The following is a 17,615-nucleotide window of genomic DNA, read 5'->3' as shown; positions in this document are numbered from 1 at the left end:
TTCCAGACACCGACCTCGGGCACCGACCGCGCGACAGAAAGGAAAACGGATAAGCGCACTCGGCCCGCACCTGCTCCTCGCGGCGTTCGTCGTGCCAGATCACGTCCACCAGATGCGAGACGAGCTTGACCAGGTCGGCCTTCGTACACTCGTGCCACCCGGTCAGGTCCCGCAGCTCGCTGCGATACCGTTTCACGGCGCGTGAGGCGAAGTCATAAATCCCCAGCTCGGATGCGTCCACGCCCACCCAGCGGGGGTAGGACGGTCCTCCGCGGCCGCGGCGCCGTTGCCGTGCGCTGGTCGGGATGGGCGGAGTGGGCAAGTCCCAGCTCGCCGCCGACTACGCGCGCACCGCTCTGGCCGAGCGGGCCGTGGACGTGGTGGTGTGGGTGACCGCCACCGGCCGGGCGGCGGTCATCGGCCGCCTCGCCCAGGCCGCTCGATGCGCTGGGCCAGCAGGCTCAGGGTGATGTGGGTGGCCTGCGCCACGGTGTCCTCATCGCCCTCGCCGTTCCCGTCGGGCAGGCTGAGGCGCGCGCGGGTGCGGAACAGCTCGCGGTTGCCCAGGCTGGACAATCGTTCCCGTAGGGCCGGGTCGGCTATGACAACTGGACGCCCGAACCGCTGTGGAGGAGGTGGAGAACGGGGTAGTCGACGGCAGCTTTCCCTGGGCCTGCCGTGGCGAAGCCGAGCCGGTGCAGGAGAATTCCGAGCCAGCCTCGTGAGGCGGATCATGATCTATTCGCCGGTCCCGGCGGCTGGAGCCACGCCCTCATCGTCCCTGAGGCCCGGGACACCGGTCTGGAGTGGGACAGCTGGGCCTGCAAAACCAGGGCTCGAGTCATTCAGCAGACGATCCAGACCGATGTCGCCCGCTATCCCGTATGGATTTGCTCCGGTTGGATTCCCGGGCTGACCGCCTTTCCGCCGCGCCAGGCGTGGTCGATGGCGGACAAGCGTCTTGGCCTGGTCGACCAGCCGCTCGTCTGCCAGGCAGTCTCCGATCTCGCTCGCCGGGCGCCACCGTTCCCGACCTCCTGGCCCACTTCAGCAGATCCCGATATCCAGTCGCGCTGGCCGGGAACTCACTGGTGGCCAGCACCGCCCCCGTCAAGGAGAGCACCGAAGCCACATGGGCATCACGGTGCGTGTCCACTCCTAACACCACTTCCCCCGCAGGGCGGCGACGGCGGGGCTTCGGAACAGAAGACGGCGCACTGGGTCCGACTGAAGTGGACATGCCTGATCCCTTCCGGTCCGATGACGTGTCGCGTTGCCGGTACCGGGCCACGTCAGACGGTCAGAATCGTGAGGACGCCACAACGAACGGCAGGCCCCTGACTTGTTGAATCGGGCCCAGACGCGCGGTCTGACGCGTGAGCTGCTGCAGATCTGCTCGTCAACAAAAACGCGGAACTACGGACCGCGCATCAGCGGATCAAGCTGCTGAAGCAGGAGAACGAGGTCCTGTGCCGGACCGCGACTACCTGTCGCAAGCGCATCTGCCAGGAAAAGCTCTACCCGCTCGTGAGGGAGCCGGCCGTGGACGGGGTTCCCGTCACGATCACGTGCCGGGAACCCCAGCACGCCAGACGGCCCTAGGGCCTGTTGTGAAAGTGGATCTTGCTTGTGGTTGATCACGCGCCATCCGGGTGTGATGGGTGAGCAGTCGTGGGCCCGGACCAGAGCCACTCATTGACGGCCGCGACCAACATGGTCGCTTCGTAGCGGACCGCGAGTTTCATATCGGGTGGCCACAGCACAGTGGCGTTGGAGGCGGTTGATGCCGCACTCGACCGCGTGGCGCTCGCGGTAGTCGGTCTTGTCGAAGCCCGGTGGCCGACCGCCGCGGGAGCCGAGCTTCTTGCGGTTGCGGATCTGGTCCTTCTTCTGCGGGACCGTGCAGCGGATGAGGAGCGGGTGGCGTGCACGGGGCGGGCGGAGGCTGTCACCGGCCTCGCCCGCGATGCTCTCCGGCGGATGTCAGGTGTCACTCGGCGGTTGTCGGAACTCGGTTAAAGAGCCGTCCGGCCAGGTCCGCCCCGATGATGGCGCCGTTGGCGTCGCGGGTGAGGAAGCCACGCTGGCCGATCAGGCCGCCGCCGGTGACGATGTACTCGTCCCCGTTTCCGGGCAGCAGGCCGAGCCCGACCGGCGGCATGTCCGGCGGCAGTTCCGTCTCGGACGCTGCGCGGATCTCCGGCTTGATCCGGCATTCGACCGTCATCGTGTCACCGTCGGTGTCGATGATCAGTGTCATGAATTCGTTCTCGTAGTGCCCGGCGATCTCTTGGGCGCGCTCGGGGTCGTACGGGAGCGGCTCGAGGTCGCGCTCGACCACGCCGAGGTAGTGCTCGAGCGCCCAGCGGACTACGGCCTGGTTGAACTCCAGACCACTGTCGGGCCCGGCGTTGGACACAGCCACGATGGCGAAGTCCCGCTCCGGAACCAGCAGCAGGTCGGCGAACTGGCCATTGGCCGATCCGCCGTGCCCGGCGGTGCGCACACCGTCCACGTCGCGCAGGAACCAGGCGATGCCGACGGCGTCACCGAGCGTGGAGCCGTGCAGCTCGGCCGTCGGCTCCTGCATCCGACGCGCCAGGTCACCGCCGCCGAGGTGGAACCGGGCCCAGCGGAGCTGGTCGGACACCGAGGACGCCAGGCCGCCGCCCGGGTTGTTGCCGCGCGTGTCCTTCCATGTCCTCGCGACCTTGAGCGTCCCCTCGCTGAGGTTGTGGCCCACGGCGAACCGGCGGGTGATGGCCTGTCCTGCGGTGAAGACGCTGTTGGTCAGGCCGGCCTGCTCCAGGACGAGTGAGGCGACGGCGGCCTCGTAGGTCTGGCCGGTGACGTGCTCGATGACCCGGCCGAGCAGGTTGTAGCCGAGCTGGCTGTAGGAGGCACGCCCGCCGACCGGACCGATCAGTGCCACCTCGGCCATCTTGGCCACCTCGCCGGCCAGCGCGTCGTCTCCGTCTCCGCTGTCGAAGACCATCCGGGTGTCCAGCCCGGCGGTGTGGTTGAGCAGGTTCAGGATGGTGATCCGCGCTGCCGCGTCCTCGTCGGGGAGCCGGAGTTCGGGGACGTAACGGCGTACCGGCGCGTCCAGATCAACCCGGCCGGTCTCGACCAGGCGCATGATCGCGGTCGCCGTGTAGGTCTTGGTGACCGAGCCCAGCACGAACAGCGTGTCCCGGTCGACGGGCAGCGGGTTGTCGATGCTCGTCACGCCGTGACAGGCGAACAGCTCCCGTCCCTCCACCCACACCCCCACCGCGACACCCGGGATGTCGAACTCCTTGGCCTTCGCCTCGATGAACTCCGCCAGCGCATCGCGTGACATCTCAATTCCCTCTCGCTCAGATTCGTCGCACGACGACGAGGTGTCCAACGGGCACCGCGGCGACTTGCACGATGTTCAAGTGAACGCTAACGACAACTTGAACACAGTGCAAGAGCCTTCTTGAACGACGTGCAAGTCGACGGCTATCGTGACTCCATGCCCCGCGACACGCTGACCCGCGAACAGATCGTCACCGCCGCTATCGCCCTGCTGGACGCCGACGGTCTGGAGGGCCTGAACATGCGGGCGCTGGGCAAGCGGCTGGGCTCGGCGGCCACCGCGGTCTACTGGCATGTGGGCAGCAAGGACAACCTCATCGTCCTCGCCGGCGACCAGGTGTGGCACGAGATCACGCTGCCCGACCCGGACCTGGTCGACTGGCGCACGGCCGCCACTGCCATGGCCACCGACCTGTACGCGATGCTCACCCGCCACCCGTGGCTGCTGCAGGCATTCGGCTCCTTCCTGATGTCCGGCTCCGGCAAGGCCCGCCACGACGACCACCTCCTCGCCATCTATGAGGCCGCCGGATTCACCGGCGCCGCGGTCGACCAGGCTGCGGCCGCCGTCTTCACCTTCGTGCTCGGCAATGCCCTCGGCCCAGCCGCGGCCGCCTCACTCACCCGCAAACTTGGCCGCGATGGCAGTGACGGCGAGCAGATCATCCGCGACACCATGACCGAAGCCCGCCAGATCGCCGCACAGTTCCCCCGACTGCACGCCCGCTTGGACACCCACGGCGCCGACTACGGCGCCGCGCCCGACAACACTTTCCAGTTCGGCCTCCAGGCCGTCCTCGACGGGCTGGAAGCGCGACTCGGCGCGATTTGAGCAGTTAACCGGTACACCCGACTCGCTCAACGGCATCGGAACGGTGCACCTGTTCAAGTCGCTGACCGATTCGAAGCCGTCGTGCCAGTCGTAGGCGTGATGGTCACAGCCATTCGTTGATGGCCGCGACCAGCACCGTCGCTTCGTAGCGGACCGCGAGTTTCTCGTATCTCGTGGCCACGGCCCGGTGGCGCTTGAGCCGGTTGATCCCGCACTCCACCGCGTGGCGCTCCTTGTAGTCGTCCTTGTCGAACTTGGGCGGGCGGCCGCCGCGCGTCCCGAGTTTCTTGCGGTTGCGGACCTGGTCGGCCTTCTCCGGGATCGTGCAGCCGATCCCACGTCTGCGAAGGTAGGCCCGGTTCGCGCGGGAGCCGTACGCCTTGTCCGCGCGGACCCTGTCCGGCTTGGTCCGTGGGCGGCCCGGGCCGATGCGGGGCACCCGGATGCCCTCCAGGACCGGCAGGAACTGCGGGCTGTCGTGCCGCTGCCCGGCGGTGATCAGCAGCGACATCGGCTTTTGGCCCTGCTCCACGGCCAGGTGCAGCTTGGTGGTCAGCCCGCCGCGCGACCGCCCGAGGCCGTGGTCGTCGGGCTCGGTGAAGACTCCTCCGGGAGGCTCCTTCTGCAGTGCCCCTTTTTACGCGCGCCGGCAGCGTGCTGGTGAGCCCGGGCGACCGTGGAGTCCACGCTTACATCCCACGTGATCAAGCCCTTCACATCGGCCTCGGCCTGCAACTGCACGAAGATCCGCTTCCAGCTACCGTCCCGTTGCCAGCGTCGGAACAAGTCGTAGACCCGGTCCCAGGGCCCGTACCGCTCGGGCACGTCCCGCCACGGCGCACCAGTCCGGGTCCGCCACCTTATGCCGTCGATCAACTGCCTACGCGTCCACGTCGGTGGCCGGCCCGGCTTCTTGCCATGCGGCAGCAACGGCTTCAGCCGTGCCCACTGGCCGTTCGTCAGATCACCACGCCCCACGGACAGTGATCATCCACGATGGTGATCCACTTTCACAACACGCCCTAATACCGCTGGCTCGACCGGCCGGTGACCGATGCCGTACTAAAGGAGGCTTACCGCGCGAACGTGTTGTTCGACGCCCATCGTGAGGATCCGGAGTTCCGCTACCGCTTCCTGGCCGATGAAGCCCGCGACGCGAGGTCGGTCATGGCCACCGGACCGCGTGGCGGATCTGCCGGGACAACCGCTGGTGGAGCGTGTTCGGGAAAAGACGCGGCAGGACCAAAAAGGCCGGTCCGCCGGTACACGACGACATGGTCCGCCGTGACTTCACCGCAGATGGCCCGAACCGCCTGTGGCTCGCCGACATCACCGAACACGCCACCGGGAAAGGGAAGTTGTATCTCTATGCGATCAAGGACGTCTTCCGCAGGAGGATCGTCGGTTACTACATCGACGCGCGGATGAAGTCCGGCCTCGCCGTGACGGCCCTGGACAACGCCGTTGCCCGACGTGAGAAGGTCGCCGGGTGCATTCTGCATACCGATCGCGGGCCGCCCAGTTCCGGCCACGGACCTTCGTCCGGATGCTCGACGGCCACGGGATGGCCGGATCGACAGGAAGGGTCGGAGAGACAGGCGACAGCGCGGCCATGAAACACGCCGTGCGCGAGGAGGAGATCCCCAGCAACGTCGCCCGTAGCGTCCACACCGGAACTGATGCAGCCCTCTCATGGACAGTCTCCTAGCAGCGCGCCTCGTCAGCCACCGGCCGCCATCAGCTCAGCACCGGCCGCTGCTGAGCTGATGGCCCTGGGTGTCTTGTCTGCCCGCTCACATCGGCTTCGCTGCTGTGAAGTTCTAGGCGACGTCCGGGGTTCAAGAGTCCCGGTCACCGGTAGGGCTTATCTCCTTGGACTTGGTCGCTGCCCAGCTTGCGAGGAGCTTGAGCCGGTCCTCGTCAGGGGTGCCTGGCTCGGCCGTGTAGATGGTCAGCGAGTGGACCTCGCGTGGAGAAATGGGCAGGTCCAGAGGCTGGTAGACGAGTTCGAGAGGCCCGGCGTCAGGGTGCTGGAACTGTTTGACCCCACCGTGGTGGATGCGCACGTCGTGGTCGGCCCAAAGAGTGCGGAACTCGGCGCTCATCGTGCACAGTTCACCGATCAGTTCGCGCAGCGCTTTGTCGTGCGGGTAGCGCCCCGCCTCGGCACGCAGCAGGGCGACGGTGGCGCCAAGGGCGCCGTCCCAGTCGGCGACGAAGTCGGGTGCCCCGCGGTCGAGGAACCAGTACCGGGCGAAGTTCGGCCGGCCTCGAGCATCGGTGGTCTCGCTGTCGAACAGTGGCGCGAACAGGGCGCGGGCCAGTGCGTTGGCGGCGACGATGTCGAGGCGGCCGTTGGTGACGAGGGCCGCGGACAGTGTCATGGAGTCGAGCAGCCACTGGACGCGGGGCGGCACGTCGACGGCCTTGCGGCGGCGGGGGGTGCGGCTGGACGGCTGGGCTGCCCGGGCCAGGTCGAACAGGTAGGTGCGTTCGTCGTCGTCCAGCTGCAGCGCACCGGCGACCGCGTCGAGGACGTCTTCGGACACTCCGTTGATGTGGCCCTTCTCCAGACGCGTGTACCACTCGGTGCTCACGCCGGCGAGGACGGCGACCTCCTCGCGCCGCAGCCCCGGAACCCGGCGTCGGCCGCCGGTGGGCAGCCCGACCTGCTCCGGGGTGATCTTCGCGCGCCGGGTGGCGAGGAAGTCACGGATGTCGGCGCGGCGGTCGGGGAGGCGTTCCATGCCCTCAACGCTACGGCGCGAGCCGCTGAGGGAGGGGGTTGAGCTTGTCCCCCCTATAAACCCGGCCTCCCGCGCCTGCGGCAGGAGCGGTTTCGTGGGATGCGCCCCCCGATTTCGACCCGCTGCGGAGATGAAGCATGACGACGCGAGGCGACACCCTCCACGCCCCCGACGCCCTGCAGGGCACTGGCCCTGGGCAGCCGCCCGCCCGGCTTCCGCTCGTCGTCCACGTCCTGGCACTGGGCACGTTCTTGATGGGCACGACCGAGTTCGTGGTGGCGGGCCTGTTGCCGGAGATTGCCGGTGACGTGCAGGTCAGCGTGGCCCAGGCCGGTCTGTTGATCACTGTCTTCGCGGTTGGGATGATCGTCGGTGCGCCGCTGATGGCGATGCTGACGTTGCGGCTTCCCCGGAGGCTGACGCTGATCCTGGCGCTGGGGGTCTTCGCGGCCGGGCGCGTCATCGTCGCCGTCGGCTCCAGCTTCTCGCTGTTGCTGGCCGCGCGGTTCCTGACCGCGTTGGCGACCAGCGCGTTTTGGGCGGTGGCCAACGTGGTAGCCGCCCGTGCTGCAGGCCCCGTCTCGAGTTCGCGCGCCCTGGGCGTCGTGGGCGCCGGCGCGATGCTCGCCAATGCCGTCGGCGTGCCGCTGGGTGCTTTCGCCGGACAGGTCATGGGCTGGCGGGGCCCGTTCTGGGCGCTCGCGGCCCTGGGGGCGGCCGCCATGGTGCTCATCGCCCGCCACGTCGCGCCCGACGAAGTGAGTCACGCGGCGGTGTCGATCCGCTCCGAGCTGTCCGCTCTGAGCTCGGGCCGGATGTGGCTGGTCCTCGTGGCCTGCGCGACCACGACGGGCGGCGTGCTGGCGACGTACTCCTACATTTCGCCGCTGCTGACCGACCGGGCGGGGCTGGCCTCCGGCCTTGTGCCGCTGGTCCTGGTCGGATTCGGCGTCGGTGCCCTGGCGGGCTTTCTCGTGGGCGGCCGCCTGGGAGACCATCGTCCGCACACGACGACCATCGCTGCCGCTGCGACAACCCCGATCCTGCTCCTGGCGCTGTGCCTGCTGTCCCGGTCCGCCGCGCCCACGATCGTACTGGTCGCCCTGCTGGGGCTGTTCGGACTCGGGGCCAACCCGGTACTGATCTCCCTCGGCGTCCGCTTCGCAGGCCGGGCCCCCACTCTGGACTCCGCCCTCACCGTCTCGGCATTCAATCTCGGCACGGCCGTCGGCTCCTGGTTCGCGGGCCTCGCTCTGGAGTCACCCCTGCGAGCCACCGGTCCCTCCGCCGTCGGCGCCGCCATCGGGGCTCTCACGCTGATCCCCACGATCGCCATCGCACTCACCCAGCGCCGTCGCTCGGCGGTGGTGATGCCGGACCCGGGATCGGACACTTCGGCCCTTTGAGCGGGCTCGACCGCATGAGCTCTCCAAAACGAGGAAGCCGCGGCAGCGCCGTGCCTTCCTGAACACGAACCGGTGCCTTCGGGTGCCCGCACGATGAAAGCAAGGAGATCCACGATGCGTGGAGTAGTGATGTACACCGCCGGCGACGTCCGTGTGGAGGAGCGCGAGGATCCGAAGATCATCGAGCCCACCGACGCGATCGTGAAGCTGACCGCGACGTGCATCTGCGGCTCGGACCTGTGGCCGTACCGCGGTATCGAACCCGTCGACCACACGCTCATGGGCCACGAGTACGTGGGCGTGGTTGAGGAGGTAGGCGCGGAGGTGAAGACCGTCAAGCCCGGGGACTTCGTGGTCGGGTCGTTCGTCATCTCCGACAACACCTGCGAGATCTGTCAGGCCGGGTTCCAGTCCAAGTGTGTGCACGCCGAGTTCGTCCACGCGGGCATCGGCACCCAGGCCGAGAAGGCCCGCATCCCGCTGGCCGACGGCACCCTGGTGGCCACGCCCGGGCAACCCGACCCGGAGCTGATCCCCGCCCTGCTGGCCGCCTCCGACGTGCTGGGCACCGGCTGGTATGCGGCCGTCGCCGCCGAGGCCGGGCCCGGCAAGACCGTCGCGGTCGTCGGCGACGGCGCGGTCGGCCTGATGGCAGTCCTGGCCGCCAAACAGCTCGGCGCGGAGCGGATCATCGCCATGTCCCGCCACCCGGAGCGGCAGAAGCTGGCCCGCTACTACGGCGCGACCGACATCGTGGAGGAGCGCGGCGAGGAAGGCATCGCCAAGATCAGGGAACTCACCGGCGGCCTCGGCGCCCACTCGGTCGTCGAGGCGGTCGGCACGCAGGAATCGTTCATGCAGGCCGTCGGCGCCACCCGCGGCGGCGGCCACCTGGGCTACGTGGGCGTCAACTACGACGTCCAGATTCCCGGCATCCAACTGTTCTTCGCCGGTATCCACACCCTCGGTGGCCCCGCCCCCGTGCGCCGCTTCCTCCCTGAGCTGATCCAGCTCATCTGGGACAAGAAGATCGACCCCGGCAAGGTCTTCGACCTCACCCTCCCCCTGGAGCAGGCTCCGGAGGGCTACAAGGCGATGGACGAGCGTCGCGCGACGAAGGTCCTGCTTACCCTCTGAGTATCGGGCCGACAGCCCCGCTCTCGCCCTCCCACCACCTCACGGACGGAGAACCCGACCACATGGTCCTGATCTTGGTGACGGGAGCCTCCAGCGGGCTCGGCTATACGACGGCGACCGCGCTGGCCGAGGAGGGGCACGACGTGGTCGTCCACGCCCGCACCCCGGCACGCGTCACCGCGCCGGCGGGAGGGGGTCGGTGGGCGGGCGTGGTGACCGGGGATCTGGCCGAGACCGGCGAGGTCCCCGGCCTCGTTCGTCAGACCGCCGCGTTCGGCCGCTTCGACACGGTCATCCACAACGCCGGCACCATGCACACCCCCGAAGCGGCCACCGTCAACGTGATCGCGCCCTACCTACTGACGGCCCTGATGGACAAGCCGTCCCGACTCATCTACCTGAGCAGCTCCATGCATCGGGGCGGTTCCACCAGCCTTGCGCGGTTGGCGGACGGCACGGCCTCCTACAGCGACAGCAAGCTGTGGGTGACCACCTTGGCCATGGCTGTCGCCGACCGGTGGGAGAAGACGGCCGCCCAGGCCGTCGATCCGGGTTGGGTGCCCACCCGGATGGGCGGCCCCGGCGCGACCGACGACCTCGCCGCCGGCCACCAGACCCAGGTCTGGCTGGCCACCCACGACGACATCACGCCGCCCACCGGCGGCTACTGGTACCACCAGCGCGCCCAGGACCCGCACCCCGCCGCGCGCGAGCCCAAGTTCCAGGACCGGCTCCTGCACGCCCTGGAAGAGCGCACAGGGGTTCGGCTCGACTGACCGCCGACCGGGGGTCAGTGCCCCTTTCCGGTTTCGGTTGAGGTGGGGCCCAGGCTGGCGCGGCGCATGGCCTGATACAGGGCGGCGTCCTCCGGCGGGTCTGGCAGCGGGCCACGGGCGGGCGCTTTGAAGGACTGGATCATCCACGCGACCGGGCGGCGCCAGGCATCGGGCGCGTCCTCACCGGTAGCGCTCAGGACGCCGGCGTTGGCCATCAGCAGCAGGACCAGGTCCCGGCTGGTGAAGTCCTCACGCAGGTCTCCGCTGTCCTTGGCGCGGGCGATGAGCTCCAGGAAGCCCTGGTACGCCTCGGCGCGACACGCCTCCAGGGGCTCGGCCCCGGGCAGACTCATGGGCGGCGCGGTTCATCTCGACGACGTCGTCGACGGTGGGATTGGCACCGAGGGCGGCGAAGCGTTCCGGGAGGCTGTCGCGGACGCGCGCGTCCTTCACGCGGTCGGCCGCGGCCAGAGCCGCCGGCAGCTCGTCGAGGGTCAGTTCGGTGCAGTAGGCGGGGCTGTTCGGCTGCTGGCGCCAGGAGTCGGCCAGTGTGCCGGCGTCGTAGGGGTCGAAGCCGGTGTCGTTCACCAGGCTCATGGCGACCTTCCGCGCCTCCTCGGCGTCGCCGGCGACGGGGATGGCGAGGCGGCCGGGTGTTCCGGCCGGGACGCTCTTGGTCCGCTGGGTTTCGGCCAGCGCGGCGTTCCACGCCTTGGCCACGGGGCGGCCGAGCAGTTCGGCGGTGTACACGCTCTCCACCTGGCCGTTGTCCACCGCCTCGATCGGTTCGCTAAGCATGCCGGGGTAGTAGTTCGAGGTGTCGATGACCACCGTCTCGTCGGGCACCGACGCGAACAGGTCCGCCAGCTGGCCCGCCACCCCGAAGGGGATGGCCAGGACGATGACGTCCCGGCCCTGGACGGCGTCGGCGAGGTCCGCCGCGCGGGCCCCGGACTCCAGCACCTCCGCCCGGACGGCCTCGGGGCCGCGGGCGTCGGCCACCTGGACGTCGTGACCCGCCGTGCTGAGCTTGGAGGCAAGGTTCCCGCCGATGACACCGGCTCCTATGACAGTAATTTTCATGATTTGTTCCTTCGGAGGTTGTGCCGCTCCTGAGGGCAGCGCGATGTGATGGCCGGGTGGTGGTGCCGCCTGGCGTTGCGCGAGTTGGGGCGGGGTGCCTGGCGGTTTACGCCTGGGTGTCCCTCTGGCGGTAGCCGCTTGCGATGAGCGTGCGGAGCCGGTCGAGCGGCTCCTCCTCGGTGCCAGTGCCCTTGATCCAGGCAACGGAACAGGCTGCGAGGAACAGGTCGTGCCCCCGCACCGACGCGCGCACGCGACCCGCGAGCTGCGCGGCTCGCACGTACTGATCAGTGGCGGAGATGAGGATGTCGCAGGGAATCGTGAGCGGGTTGTCCGGCTCCTGCGCCCGGGCCGCGGCCATGAGCGGGTCCGGCAGCCCGCTGAAGGCGCTGAAGTACTCCTCCATCGCGCGCAGCCACTGCTCCAGCGCCTCGGCCGGGTCACCGAGTTGCTCGATGTCCGCCTGGCGGGCCACCAGCTCCTCGGAGCGCGTCTGCAGCACAGCCGCCAGCAGCGCCTCCCGGGTGGGGAAGTGCCGGTACAGGGTGCCAGGCCCGACGCCCGCCTCCCTGGCCACCGCCTCAAGAGAGGTGCCGACCCCGTGCTGCAGGAAGTGACGCTGCGCGGTCTCCAGGAGGGCAACGCGGTTGCGCTGGACGTCCGCTCGGGGCCTGCGTCCCCGCAGTTCACCGGCGCTCATGCGCCCTCCTGCCTGCCGTAATCCTGCGGCCGCATCAAAACGGATGCTGCCTCCGTATTCATTCGAGAGTAAAACGGAGGCGGCATCCGGTCAAATCGGCGGTCCGACCACGGAGCCCGGACAGCGCAGGGAGCCGACATGTCTGGCCGCAGAGCGCAGGGCAAATGCGGGCTGCACCATTCCAGGGTTCCCTTGCCCAACCCCTCCCGGGCCGAGCCCGGCCCTCTCCCCCGGTCCAGGACGTCAGGGGGTGAGCTGCTGGTGTCCGATGACGGAGAGCAGTTCGAGTTTGCTGTCGCTCTCCGTGCCGGGGCGAGTGGTCAGCACCACCAGGGTCTGGGCGCGGTTCTCGGTGAACAGGACCTGGGCGTCGACGTCGATGCGGCCGAGTTCAGGATGGAGGATGGTCTTGCAGTCGTCGTAGCGTTGCGCGACCTCCTGAAGTTCCCACATGCGGACGAACTCGGGGCTGTGTTCCTGGAGTTCGGCGAGGATCCGGGCGGCTCGGGGGGTGTCGCTGCCGGCCGTCAGCGCGGCCCGCAGGCGCGCTGCCTGGGCACGGCCGTGGCGTTCGTGGGTCTCCTCGGGAACCATCAGACGCTCGGCCGGGTCCATGAACCAGCGGTAGTAGCCGCTGCGGGCCAGACCGGTGTGGCGGGTCTGGTCGCCGAGCAGCGCGACGGCCACGGGGTTCATGGCGAGGGTGTCGAACAGGTCGGTCTGCACCATGGCCGGGGAGTCGTCCAGACGGTCCAGGACCCGCATCAGCGTCGGGCTGACATGCTCGGAGCGGTGGAAGCGGGCCGGGGCGTTGTGGCCGATGAGCACGAAGAGATGGTCGCGCTCGTCCAGGGACAGCCGCAGCGCCCGGGCAAGAGCCGCGGTGATCTGGACGGAGGGCTGCGGAGCACGCTGCTGTTCCAGCCGGGCGTAGTAGTCGGTGGACATGCCGGCGAGCTGCGCGACCTCCTCGCGGCGCAGCCCCTGCGTACGCCTGCGCGGCCCCTCGACCAGCCCGACGTCGCGGGGGCGCAACATCTCACGCCGGTAACGCAGGAATTCCGCCAGTTCCTTCTTGTCCATGCCGTCCATCCTCGCCGCATCCCGCCCGGCTATCCAGAGACCGCCGATCCATGGCTGAGCTCTCCTCTTCTGCCCGCGCGAAGCGGCGCGTACGGCCGACGCCGAGGGCGCTCGCGGCGAGACGACCCGATGATCACCTGGCCTGTCTGACCCGCTGGGAAATTCGCCGGCTGTCGGCGGTGCGGCGCAGGCCGTCGGCCTGGAAGACGGCCCGCCGCGACGGCCCCCGTCGAGGACACCCAACGCTTTGGACCCAACACTTTGACCGGCCCCGGGCCCCGGGCCTCGTCGCCCGGCCCGGCCGACACGACGATGTCCGTCGTGTCAGACAGGCGCCCGCATGCCCCTCGGCGCTCAGGACAGAGCCGGTCGCCTCCAGAGCGACGACTGGGGCGAAGCCGAAGGCGCTTCCTTACCGTTCCGCGTCTTCGGTGAGGACCTCCCCGAGGCGGGTCCAGCTCGCGTTCGTCCATGATGTGGCCCACCAAGACCTGCCCGCGTGCTGTTGTTCCGCGTCTGTCGCTGCAGGTCCGTCAGCTGCCGGTCATCATGGCGAGGACGTCGTCGTAGGAGCCGGTGGCCACCGCGTCGCGGATGAACCTGGCGCGCTCGACGACGATCTCCTTCGCGTCGGGCTTCTCACGCAGCAGGTCGAGGGTCTCGGTGAGGAAGTCGTCCAACGGCATGGACTGGTCGCTGTCCTGCTGGCCCAGCAGCGTCGTGCGCACGCCCGGCGGGACCACCTCGATCACCTGGACGCCGGCGTCAGCACCGGCGAGCTGGATGCGCAGGCTCTCGGAGAAGGAGTGCAGCGCGGCCTTGGTCGCGCTGTAGGTCGGGGTGATCGGGAACGGTACGAACGCCAGCGCGGAGGTGACATTCATGACGACCGCGTCGTCCTTGCCCACCAGCAGCGGCAGGAAGGCATACGTCATCCGGATCGTGCCGAGCAGATTGGTCGCGACGTGATCCTCAGCGACCTGGAGTCCGGCCGGGTCGAGGAGGTTCTCCAGCAGCATGATGCCGGCGTTATTGACCAGGACGTTCAGCCCCGGGTGGCTCGCCGCCACGGTCTCACGGGCCCGGGCAATCGAGTCGGGGTCCGCGACATCGAGGACGAGCGCGTCGATGCCCGGGTGCTCGGCCGTGATCTCGTCGAGGAGTTCCTTGCGCCGGCCGGCGACGATCACTTTGTTGCCGGCCTCGTGCAGGCGCAGGGCCAGGCCGAGGCCGATGCCCGAGGTGCCGCCGGTGATCAGGATCGTGTTGCCGGTCATCTTCATGGGGGTCTCGCTCCTTCGTAGCGGTGGGGCGGTGAGCGCCCGCAGCCTCGACCGTAGGGGCGCCCGCGCAGGGCCGGGAGAGGAGGGTTTATCCATGGATCGGCGGTCTCTGCCTCGTGAAGCGGCCCCGCGCAGCGGATCCGGTGTCGTGGGCGGTGGAGGTGGCGGCTCGGTGGTGACGTCGATGGCGAGGCGGTCGGCGTCGGCTGACGACGGCGAGGGCGGTGACTGAACCGCCCAGCGCCTCCATGGTGGCTGTCAGCTGGGAGACCGCGTTGCCTGCCGCGAGACTTCGAGCCGGATGGTCACCGAGTAGGAGACGCTGGGCGTGCTTACGGGAAGGGTCCTCATCTGTCCCGGTGCACGGCGGCCTGGAGGATGCCGCCGGCGGGTGACGTACATGCCGTCGAGGGGTGACTGCACTGACGGGCACGGCTACTTGCCGGCGCCGACCTTGGCGGTGTCCAACTCGTCCTGCGGCGGCGTGGTGGTGCGGGAGTGCAGGACCTTGCGGGCCTGTTCGATGTCGAAGTCGTTCTCCCAACCTGCGGCTGGGCAGCCGGGACACCCCGGCGGCCGTCCCGGCCCCGAGCCGGTCACAGTTGGGCCTGCCGCGCGCTGACGGAGCGCGCCACAGCCGCACGCATCCCTCGACTGCCGCCCCAGCAGCCTCACCTATCGGTCCGTGGCTCCTTTCTGGTTCAGGGCCCGGGTCCCTCTCCCCCTGCGGTTGGACTTGCTGCGGTTGACGTTCGTCGAGCTGCACCAGATGTCCGTCGCGCACTCGGAGCAGACCGCTGTGACGTCCTACCTGGCCCGTAATCGGGACAACATCACCGAGTACCGGAAGGTCGTCGCTGCCACCTTGGCCGACGAGGTAACCAAGGCCCGTACCCGCGGCGCACTGGCGGTGATGTCCGCCAGGGACGTTCAGCGGGCCCGTACGGATCCGGAGGCGGTGGCCGCCGAGCAGCAGCTTGACGTCACCGTCCTCCAGCAGGTGCTCGCGAAGGAACTGGACACGGTCCTGGCGGCCTGCACCGACAACCGCCACGGTCCGCATGGCCCGCCGGGAGCGCCGTGCCCGGCCTCGTTCATGCTGTGCCTGGGCTGTGAGTGCGCCCGCGCCTTGCCGCACCACATCCCCGTCCAGGTACTGGTTCACAACCGGCTGGCCGAGCGGCGCGGGCAGATGGATCCGCTGCAGTGGGCCGAGCGGTTCGCCGCTCCCCACGCGCAGCTCGCCGACCTGCTCGATCAGCAGGACGAGGCAGCCGTCGCGGACGCCCGGCGGGGCGCTACGGATGCGGAGCGTTCCCTGGCCGAACGGTTTTTGAACCGGGAGCTCGACCTGCGATGACCAAACTCGCGCGGCAACCGACAGTGGACGAGATCCCGCCCGGGACGCAGTGGCCCGACCCGGACACCCCGGTGCTGCTGAACCGTGACCTGCGACCGGAGACCGACCTCTCCCAGCTGTCGAAGTTCCGTCACGACCGGTGGGACCTCAACCCTGCGGTCTTTGCGGACCACTCCAGCTCCTACGCGCCCTCAACTTCGCCGTGGTCCCAGCCCCGTTGAGGCTGGCGGCGAAGCACAACATCTGGCAGCTGCTCAACCACACCAAGCCGCCCGCGATGCGCGGCGCGGGGCGAGTATGCGCCTTCCTGAGGCACCGCCCTGGGTACTCAGCAGGCGTGCCAGCTGCGGTGCCTCGCTCGGCGTGGGCCGCCAGGATGTCCTCGGCGAAGTTCTCGGCAAACCGCAGCCAACGTAGTCAGCGCCGCGGGCAGGCCCGCACGACCAGCTCCGTCGCCAAGGATCTGGCGGCGTTCGTGGAGTGGGTCAACACCGAGTGCCAACACCGCGGACGCACCGACCTCATCCCCGACGACGGGCGCGGCCACCTCACGACAAGCCGCTTCCGGCGCACCCTCGCCTGGTTCATCCGGCGCCGACCGCGGGGCCTGATCGCGGCCTCGATTCAGTACGCCCATCTCCACACCCGCATGCTGCAAGGCTACGCAAAGGCACCTACGAGTCGGGTTTCCCCGACGAATACGCCTTCGAGGACTGGCTCTACCGCCTGGAGAACCTGGCGGAAGACGAACAGGCACTCTCCCAGGGAGAGCATGTCAGCGGTCCCGCCGCCGACGCCTACCGCTACCGGGTCACCGCAGCCGGCCGGGAGTTCGCCGGCCGCGTCCTGACCAGCGATCGTCAGGCCCGCGACCTGCTGGGCAACCAACTCCTGCAGATCCATCACGGCATGGGGATGACGTGTGTCCTCAACCCGCAGACCGCGGCCTGCCAACTCCGTGGAGCGGTCGACGACCCAACGGTCACCCCGGACACGGACGACTGCCGCCCCCAGTGCGTCAACCTGGCCCGGACCGACCGCGACATCGCACACGTCGAACAGCAAGCGCGTCACCTCGCCGAGATCGTGGCCGATCCCCTCGCCCCGCTGATTCGTCACGCCCGTGAACAGCATGAACTGACCCGCCTCAAGCAGATCATCGAGGCGCACGAGAAGGGACGAGGGCAGCAATGACCACGTTCTCGATCGACGACGAGACCGATCCGGTCCGGAGAGCGATCGTTGCCGCCATGAACCGGCTGTTCACCGGGAAGGTCCAACGATCCAGCGGGCGGCTCAACGTCTGCCAACTCGCCATCGAAGCCGACGTCAAGCGATGGCACCTGACCCATCAACACCTCGATCTCAAAGAGCGCTTCCAGGCCCACGTCGCCCAGACAGAATCGCAGAGGGCGACACACCTTCAGGACGCGGACGCCCTCACCGAGCTCCAGCAGAAACACGCCGAGCTCCAGGCACACTGCAGATTCCTCGAAGCCCGGCTCCACACCTACGCGACGGCCCTCAACCTGCTCTCCCTGGAGAATGCCGCGCTCTGCGGACAAGACGCGGAAGCGACCAAGGTCCGCACCCTGCCTCGCCCCTCACCCCACCTGCCGTGATTGGAGGTGATCGCGACGGCCTCAACGATCCCGGCTCGGACCGTCTCGAAACCGTGCCCCACGCCGCTGTCACGCTCCCATGCCTCTGTCAGCCGACCTGGAGGGTGGCGGGAGTGCCACAGCCACCTCCGCCCTGCTCAGCTTCGGCATTCGTGCCGGTCACAGGCGTGGTCTTGGGTGGTGTGGGAGGGGCTTCGGGAGCAAGTCGGCTCCCGCATGGCTCCCGAGCGGGGATACGCGTGGC

19 protein-coding genes and 1 pseudogene are annotated in these 17,615 nt (G+C 69.0%); 10 read left to right on the top strand and 10 right to left on the bottom strand.

Annotated features, from left to right (window positions below; all coding sequences use genetic code 11):
• Positions 1 to 305 precede the first annotated feature (305 nt).
• Together FNV62_RS39985 and FNV62_RS56105 are read left to right on the top strand one after the other, a co-directional pair.
• Positions 306 to 470, top strand: a complete 165-nt coding sequence (locus FNV62_RS39985) for a hypothetical protein (RefSeq protein ID WP_144315917.1) — start codon at positions 306 to 308, stop codon at positions 468 to 470.
• A gap of 235 nt (positions 471 to 705) precedes the next feature.
• Positions 706 to 1,011 (top strand): annotated as a pseudogene (locus tag FNV62_RS56105) (DNA cytosine methyltransferase); the annotation flags it as partial.
• Between the two features lie 979 nt (positions 1,012 to 1,990).
• Here FNV62_RS56105 and FNV62_RS39975 read toward each other — a convergent pair.
• The gene (locus FNV62_RS39975; RefSeq protein ID WP_144315916.1) at positions 1,991 to 3,343 is read right to left on the bottom strand and encodes a serine hydrolase domain-containing protein; all 1,353 of its coding nucleotides are present in this window, start codon (positions 3,341 to 3,343) and stop codon (positions 1,991 to 1,993) included.
• Between the two features lie 129 nt (positions 3,344 to 3,472).
• On the opposite strand from FNV62_RS39975, the gene FNV62_RS39970 reads away from it, so the two are divergent.
• Complete coding sequence (locus FNV62_RS39970; protein WP_225900904.1) at positions 3,473 to 4,174, top strand: TetR/AcrR family transcriptional regulator; 702 nt, start codon at positions 3,473 to 3,475, stop codon at positions 4,172 to 4,174.
• A 103-nt stretch (positions 4,175 to 4,277) separates the two neighbouring features.
• On the opposite strand, the gene FNV62_RS39965 is transcribed toward FNV62_RS39970, so the two are convergent.
• Positions 4,278 to 5,152, bottom strand: a protein-coding gene (locus tag FNV62_RS39965) for an IS5 family transposase (RefSeq protein ID WP_225900536.1) whose coding sequence is annotated in 2 segments (ribosomal slippage) — positions 4,278 to 4,759 and positions 4,759 to 5,152 — 876 coding nt in all. Because the reading frame shifts where the segments join, the coding sequence is not laid out codon by codon here.
• 239 nt (positions 5,153 to 5,391) lie between these two features.
• On the opposite strand from FNV62_RS39965, the gene FNV62_RS39955 reads away from it, so the two are divergent.
• On the top strand, positions 5,392 to 5,790 hold the full coding sequence (locus tag FNV62_RS39955; protein WP_205523182.1) for a DDE-type integrase/transposase/recombinase: 399 nt from the start codon (positions 5,392 to 5,394) through the stop codon (positions 5,788 to 5,790).
• Between the two features lie 222 nt (positions 5,791 to 6,012).
• On the opposite strand, the gene FNV62_RS39950 is transcribed toward FNV62_RS39955, so the two are convergent.
• Entirely contained in the window at positions 6,013 to 6,921 is a 909-nt protein-coding gene (locus tag FNV62_RS39950; protein ID WP_144315913.1) for a helix-turn-helix domain-containing protein, read from the bottom strand.
• Between the two features lie 137 nt (positions 6,922 to 7,058).
• On the opposite strand from FNV62_RS39950, the gene FNV62_RS39945 reads away from it, so the two are divergent.
• From FNV62_RS39945 to FNV62_RS39935, 3 genes are all read left to right on the top strand, one after another.
• A complete protein-coding gene (locus FNV62_RS39945; RefSeq protein ID WP_144315912.1) occupies positions 7,059 to 8,327 on the top strand; it encodes an MFS transporter in 1,269 nt (422 codons plus the stop codon).
• A 114-nt stretch (positions 8,328 to 8,441) separates the two neighbouring features.
• A complete protein-coding gene (locus tag FNV62_RS39940; RefSeq protein WP_186003150.1) occupies positions 8,442 to 9,464 on the top strand; it encodes a zinc-dependent alcohol dehydrogenase family protein in 1,023 nt (340 codons plus the stop codon).
• 62 nt (positions 9,465 to 9,526) lie between these two features.
• Entirely contained in the window at positions 9,527 to 10,240 is a 714-nt protein-coding gene (locus FNV62_RS39935; protein ID WP_144315911.1) for an SDR family NAD(P)-dependent oxidoreductase, read from the top strand.
• Positions 10,241 to 10,254: 14 nt separating this feature from the next.
• On the opposite strand, the gene FNV62_RS39930 is transcribed toward FNV62_RS39935, so the two are convergent.
• The 6 genes from FNV62_RS39930 to FNV62_RS39905 form a co-directional block, all read right to left on the bottom strand.
• Entirely contained in the window at positions 10,255 to 10,593 is a 339-nt protein-coding gene (locus FNV62_RS39930) for a hypothetical protein (protein WP_225900535.1), read from the bottom strand.
• The gene (locus FNV62_RS39925; protein ID WP_225900534.1) at positions 10,490 to 11,323 is read right to left on the bottom strand and encodes an NADPH-dependent F420 reductase; all 834 of its coding nucleotides are present in this window, start codon (positions 11,321 to 11,323) and stop codon (positions 10,490 to 10,492) included. Before FNV62_RS39925 ends, FNV62_RS39930 begins: the two co-directional genes overlap by 104 nt.
• 106 nt (positions 11,324 to 11,429) lie before the next feature.
• Positions 11,430 to 12,023: a TetR/AcrR family transcriptional regulator gene (locus FNV62_RS39920; RefSeq protein WP_144315910.1), complete on the bottom strand. Its 594-nt coding sequence runs from the start codon at positions 12,021 to 12,023 to the stop codon at positions 11,430 to 11,432.
• A 243-nt stretch (positions 12,024 to 12,266) separates the two neighbouring features.
• On the bottom strand, positions 12,267 to 13,106 hold the full coding sequence (locus FNV62_RS39915) for a helix-turn-helix transcriptional regulator (RefSeq protein ID WP_144315909.1): 840 nt from the start codon (positions 13,104 to 13,106) through the stop codon (positions 12,267 to 12,269).
• A gap of 533 nt (positions 13,107 to 13,639) precedes the next feature.
• The gene (locus tag FNV62_RS39910; RefSeq protein ID WP_095851108.1) at positions 13,640 to 14,389 is read right to left on the bottom strand and encodes an SDR family oxidoreductase; all 750 of its coding nucleotides are present in this window, start codon (positions 14,387 to 14,389) and stop codon (positions 13,640 to 13,642) included.
• Between the two features lie 435 nt (positions 14,390 to 14,824).
• Positions 14,825 to 14,989, bottom strand: a complete 165-nt coding sequence (locus tag FNV62_RS39905) for a hypothetical protein (protein ID WP_164657655.1) — start codon at positions 14,987 to 14,989, stop codon at positions 14,825 to 14,827.
• Between the two features lie 145 nt (positions 14,990 to 15,134).
• On the opposite strand from FNV62_RS39905, the gene FNV62_RS39900 reads away from it, so the two are divergent.
• Together FNV62_RS39900 and FNV62_RS39895 are read left to right on the top strand one after the other, a co-directional pair.
• Positions 15,135 to 15,749: a hypothetical protein gene (locus FNV62_RS39900; protein WP_144315908.1), complete on the top strand. Its 615-nt coding sequence runs from the start codon at positions 15,135 to 15,137 to the stop codon at positions 15,747 to 15,749.
• Positions 15,746 to 15,970 (top strand): hypothetical protein, encoded by a 225-nt coding sequence (locus FNV62_RS39895; protein WP_144315907.1) that lies wholly within the window; start codon positions 15,746 to 15,748, stop codon positions 15,968 to 15,970. The genes FNV62_RS39900 and FNV62_RS39895 overlap by 4 nt, the downstream gene beginning before the upstream one ends.
• A 439-nt stretch (positions 15,971 to 16,409) precedes the next feature.
• Here the strand turns inward: FNV62_RS39895 and FNV62_RS39890 are convergent, their stop codons facing one another.
• Positions 16,410 to 16,919: a hypothetical protein gene (locus tag FNV62_RS39890; RefSeq protein ID WP_144315906.1), complete on the bottom strand. Its 510-nt coding sequence runs from the start codon at positions 16,917 to 16,919 to the stop codon at positions 16,410 to 16,412.
• A gap of 20 nt (positions 16,920 to 16,939) precedes the next feature.
• Between FNV62_RS39890 and FNV62_RS39885 the strand changes: the two genes are divergently transcribed.
• Positions 16,940 to 17,371, top strand: coding sequence for a hypothetical protein (locus FNV62_RS39885; protein ID WP_144315905.1), 432 nt, complete (start codon positions 16,940 to 16,942; stop codon positions 17,369 to 17,371).
• Positions 17,372 to 17,615: the final 244 nt, after the last annotated feature.

Source organism: Streptomyces sp. RLB3-17, assembly GCF_007113425.2.
Lineage (GTDB): Bacteria > Actinomycetota > Actinomycetes > Streptomycetales > Streptomycetaceae > Streptomyces > Streptomyces mirabilis_D.
Note: the sequence above shows the minus strand (reverse complement) of the source record. Positions and strands in the feature narration are given on the sequence as shown.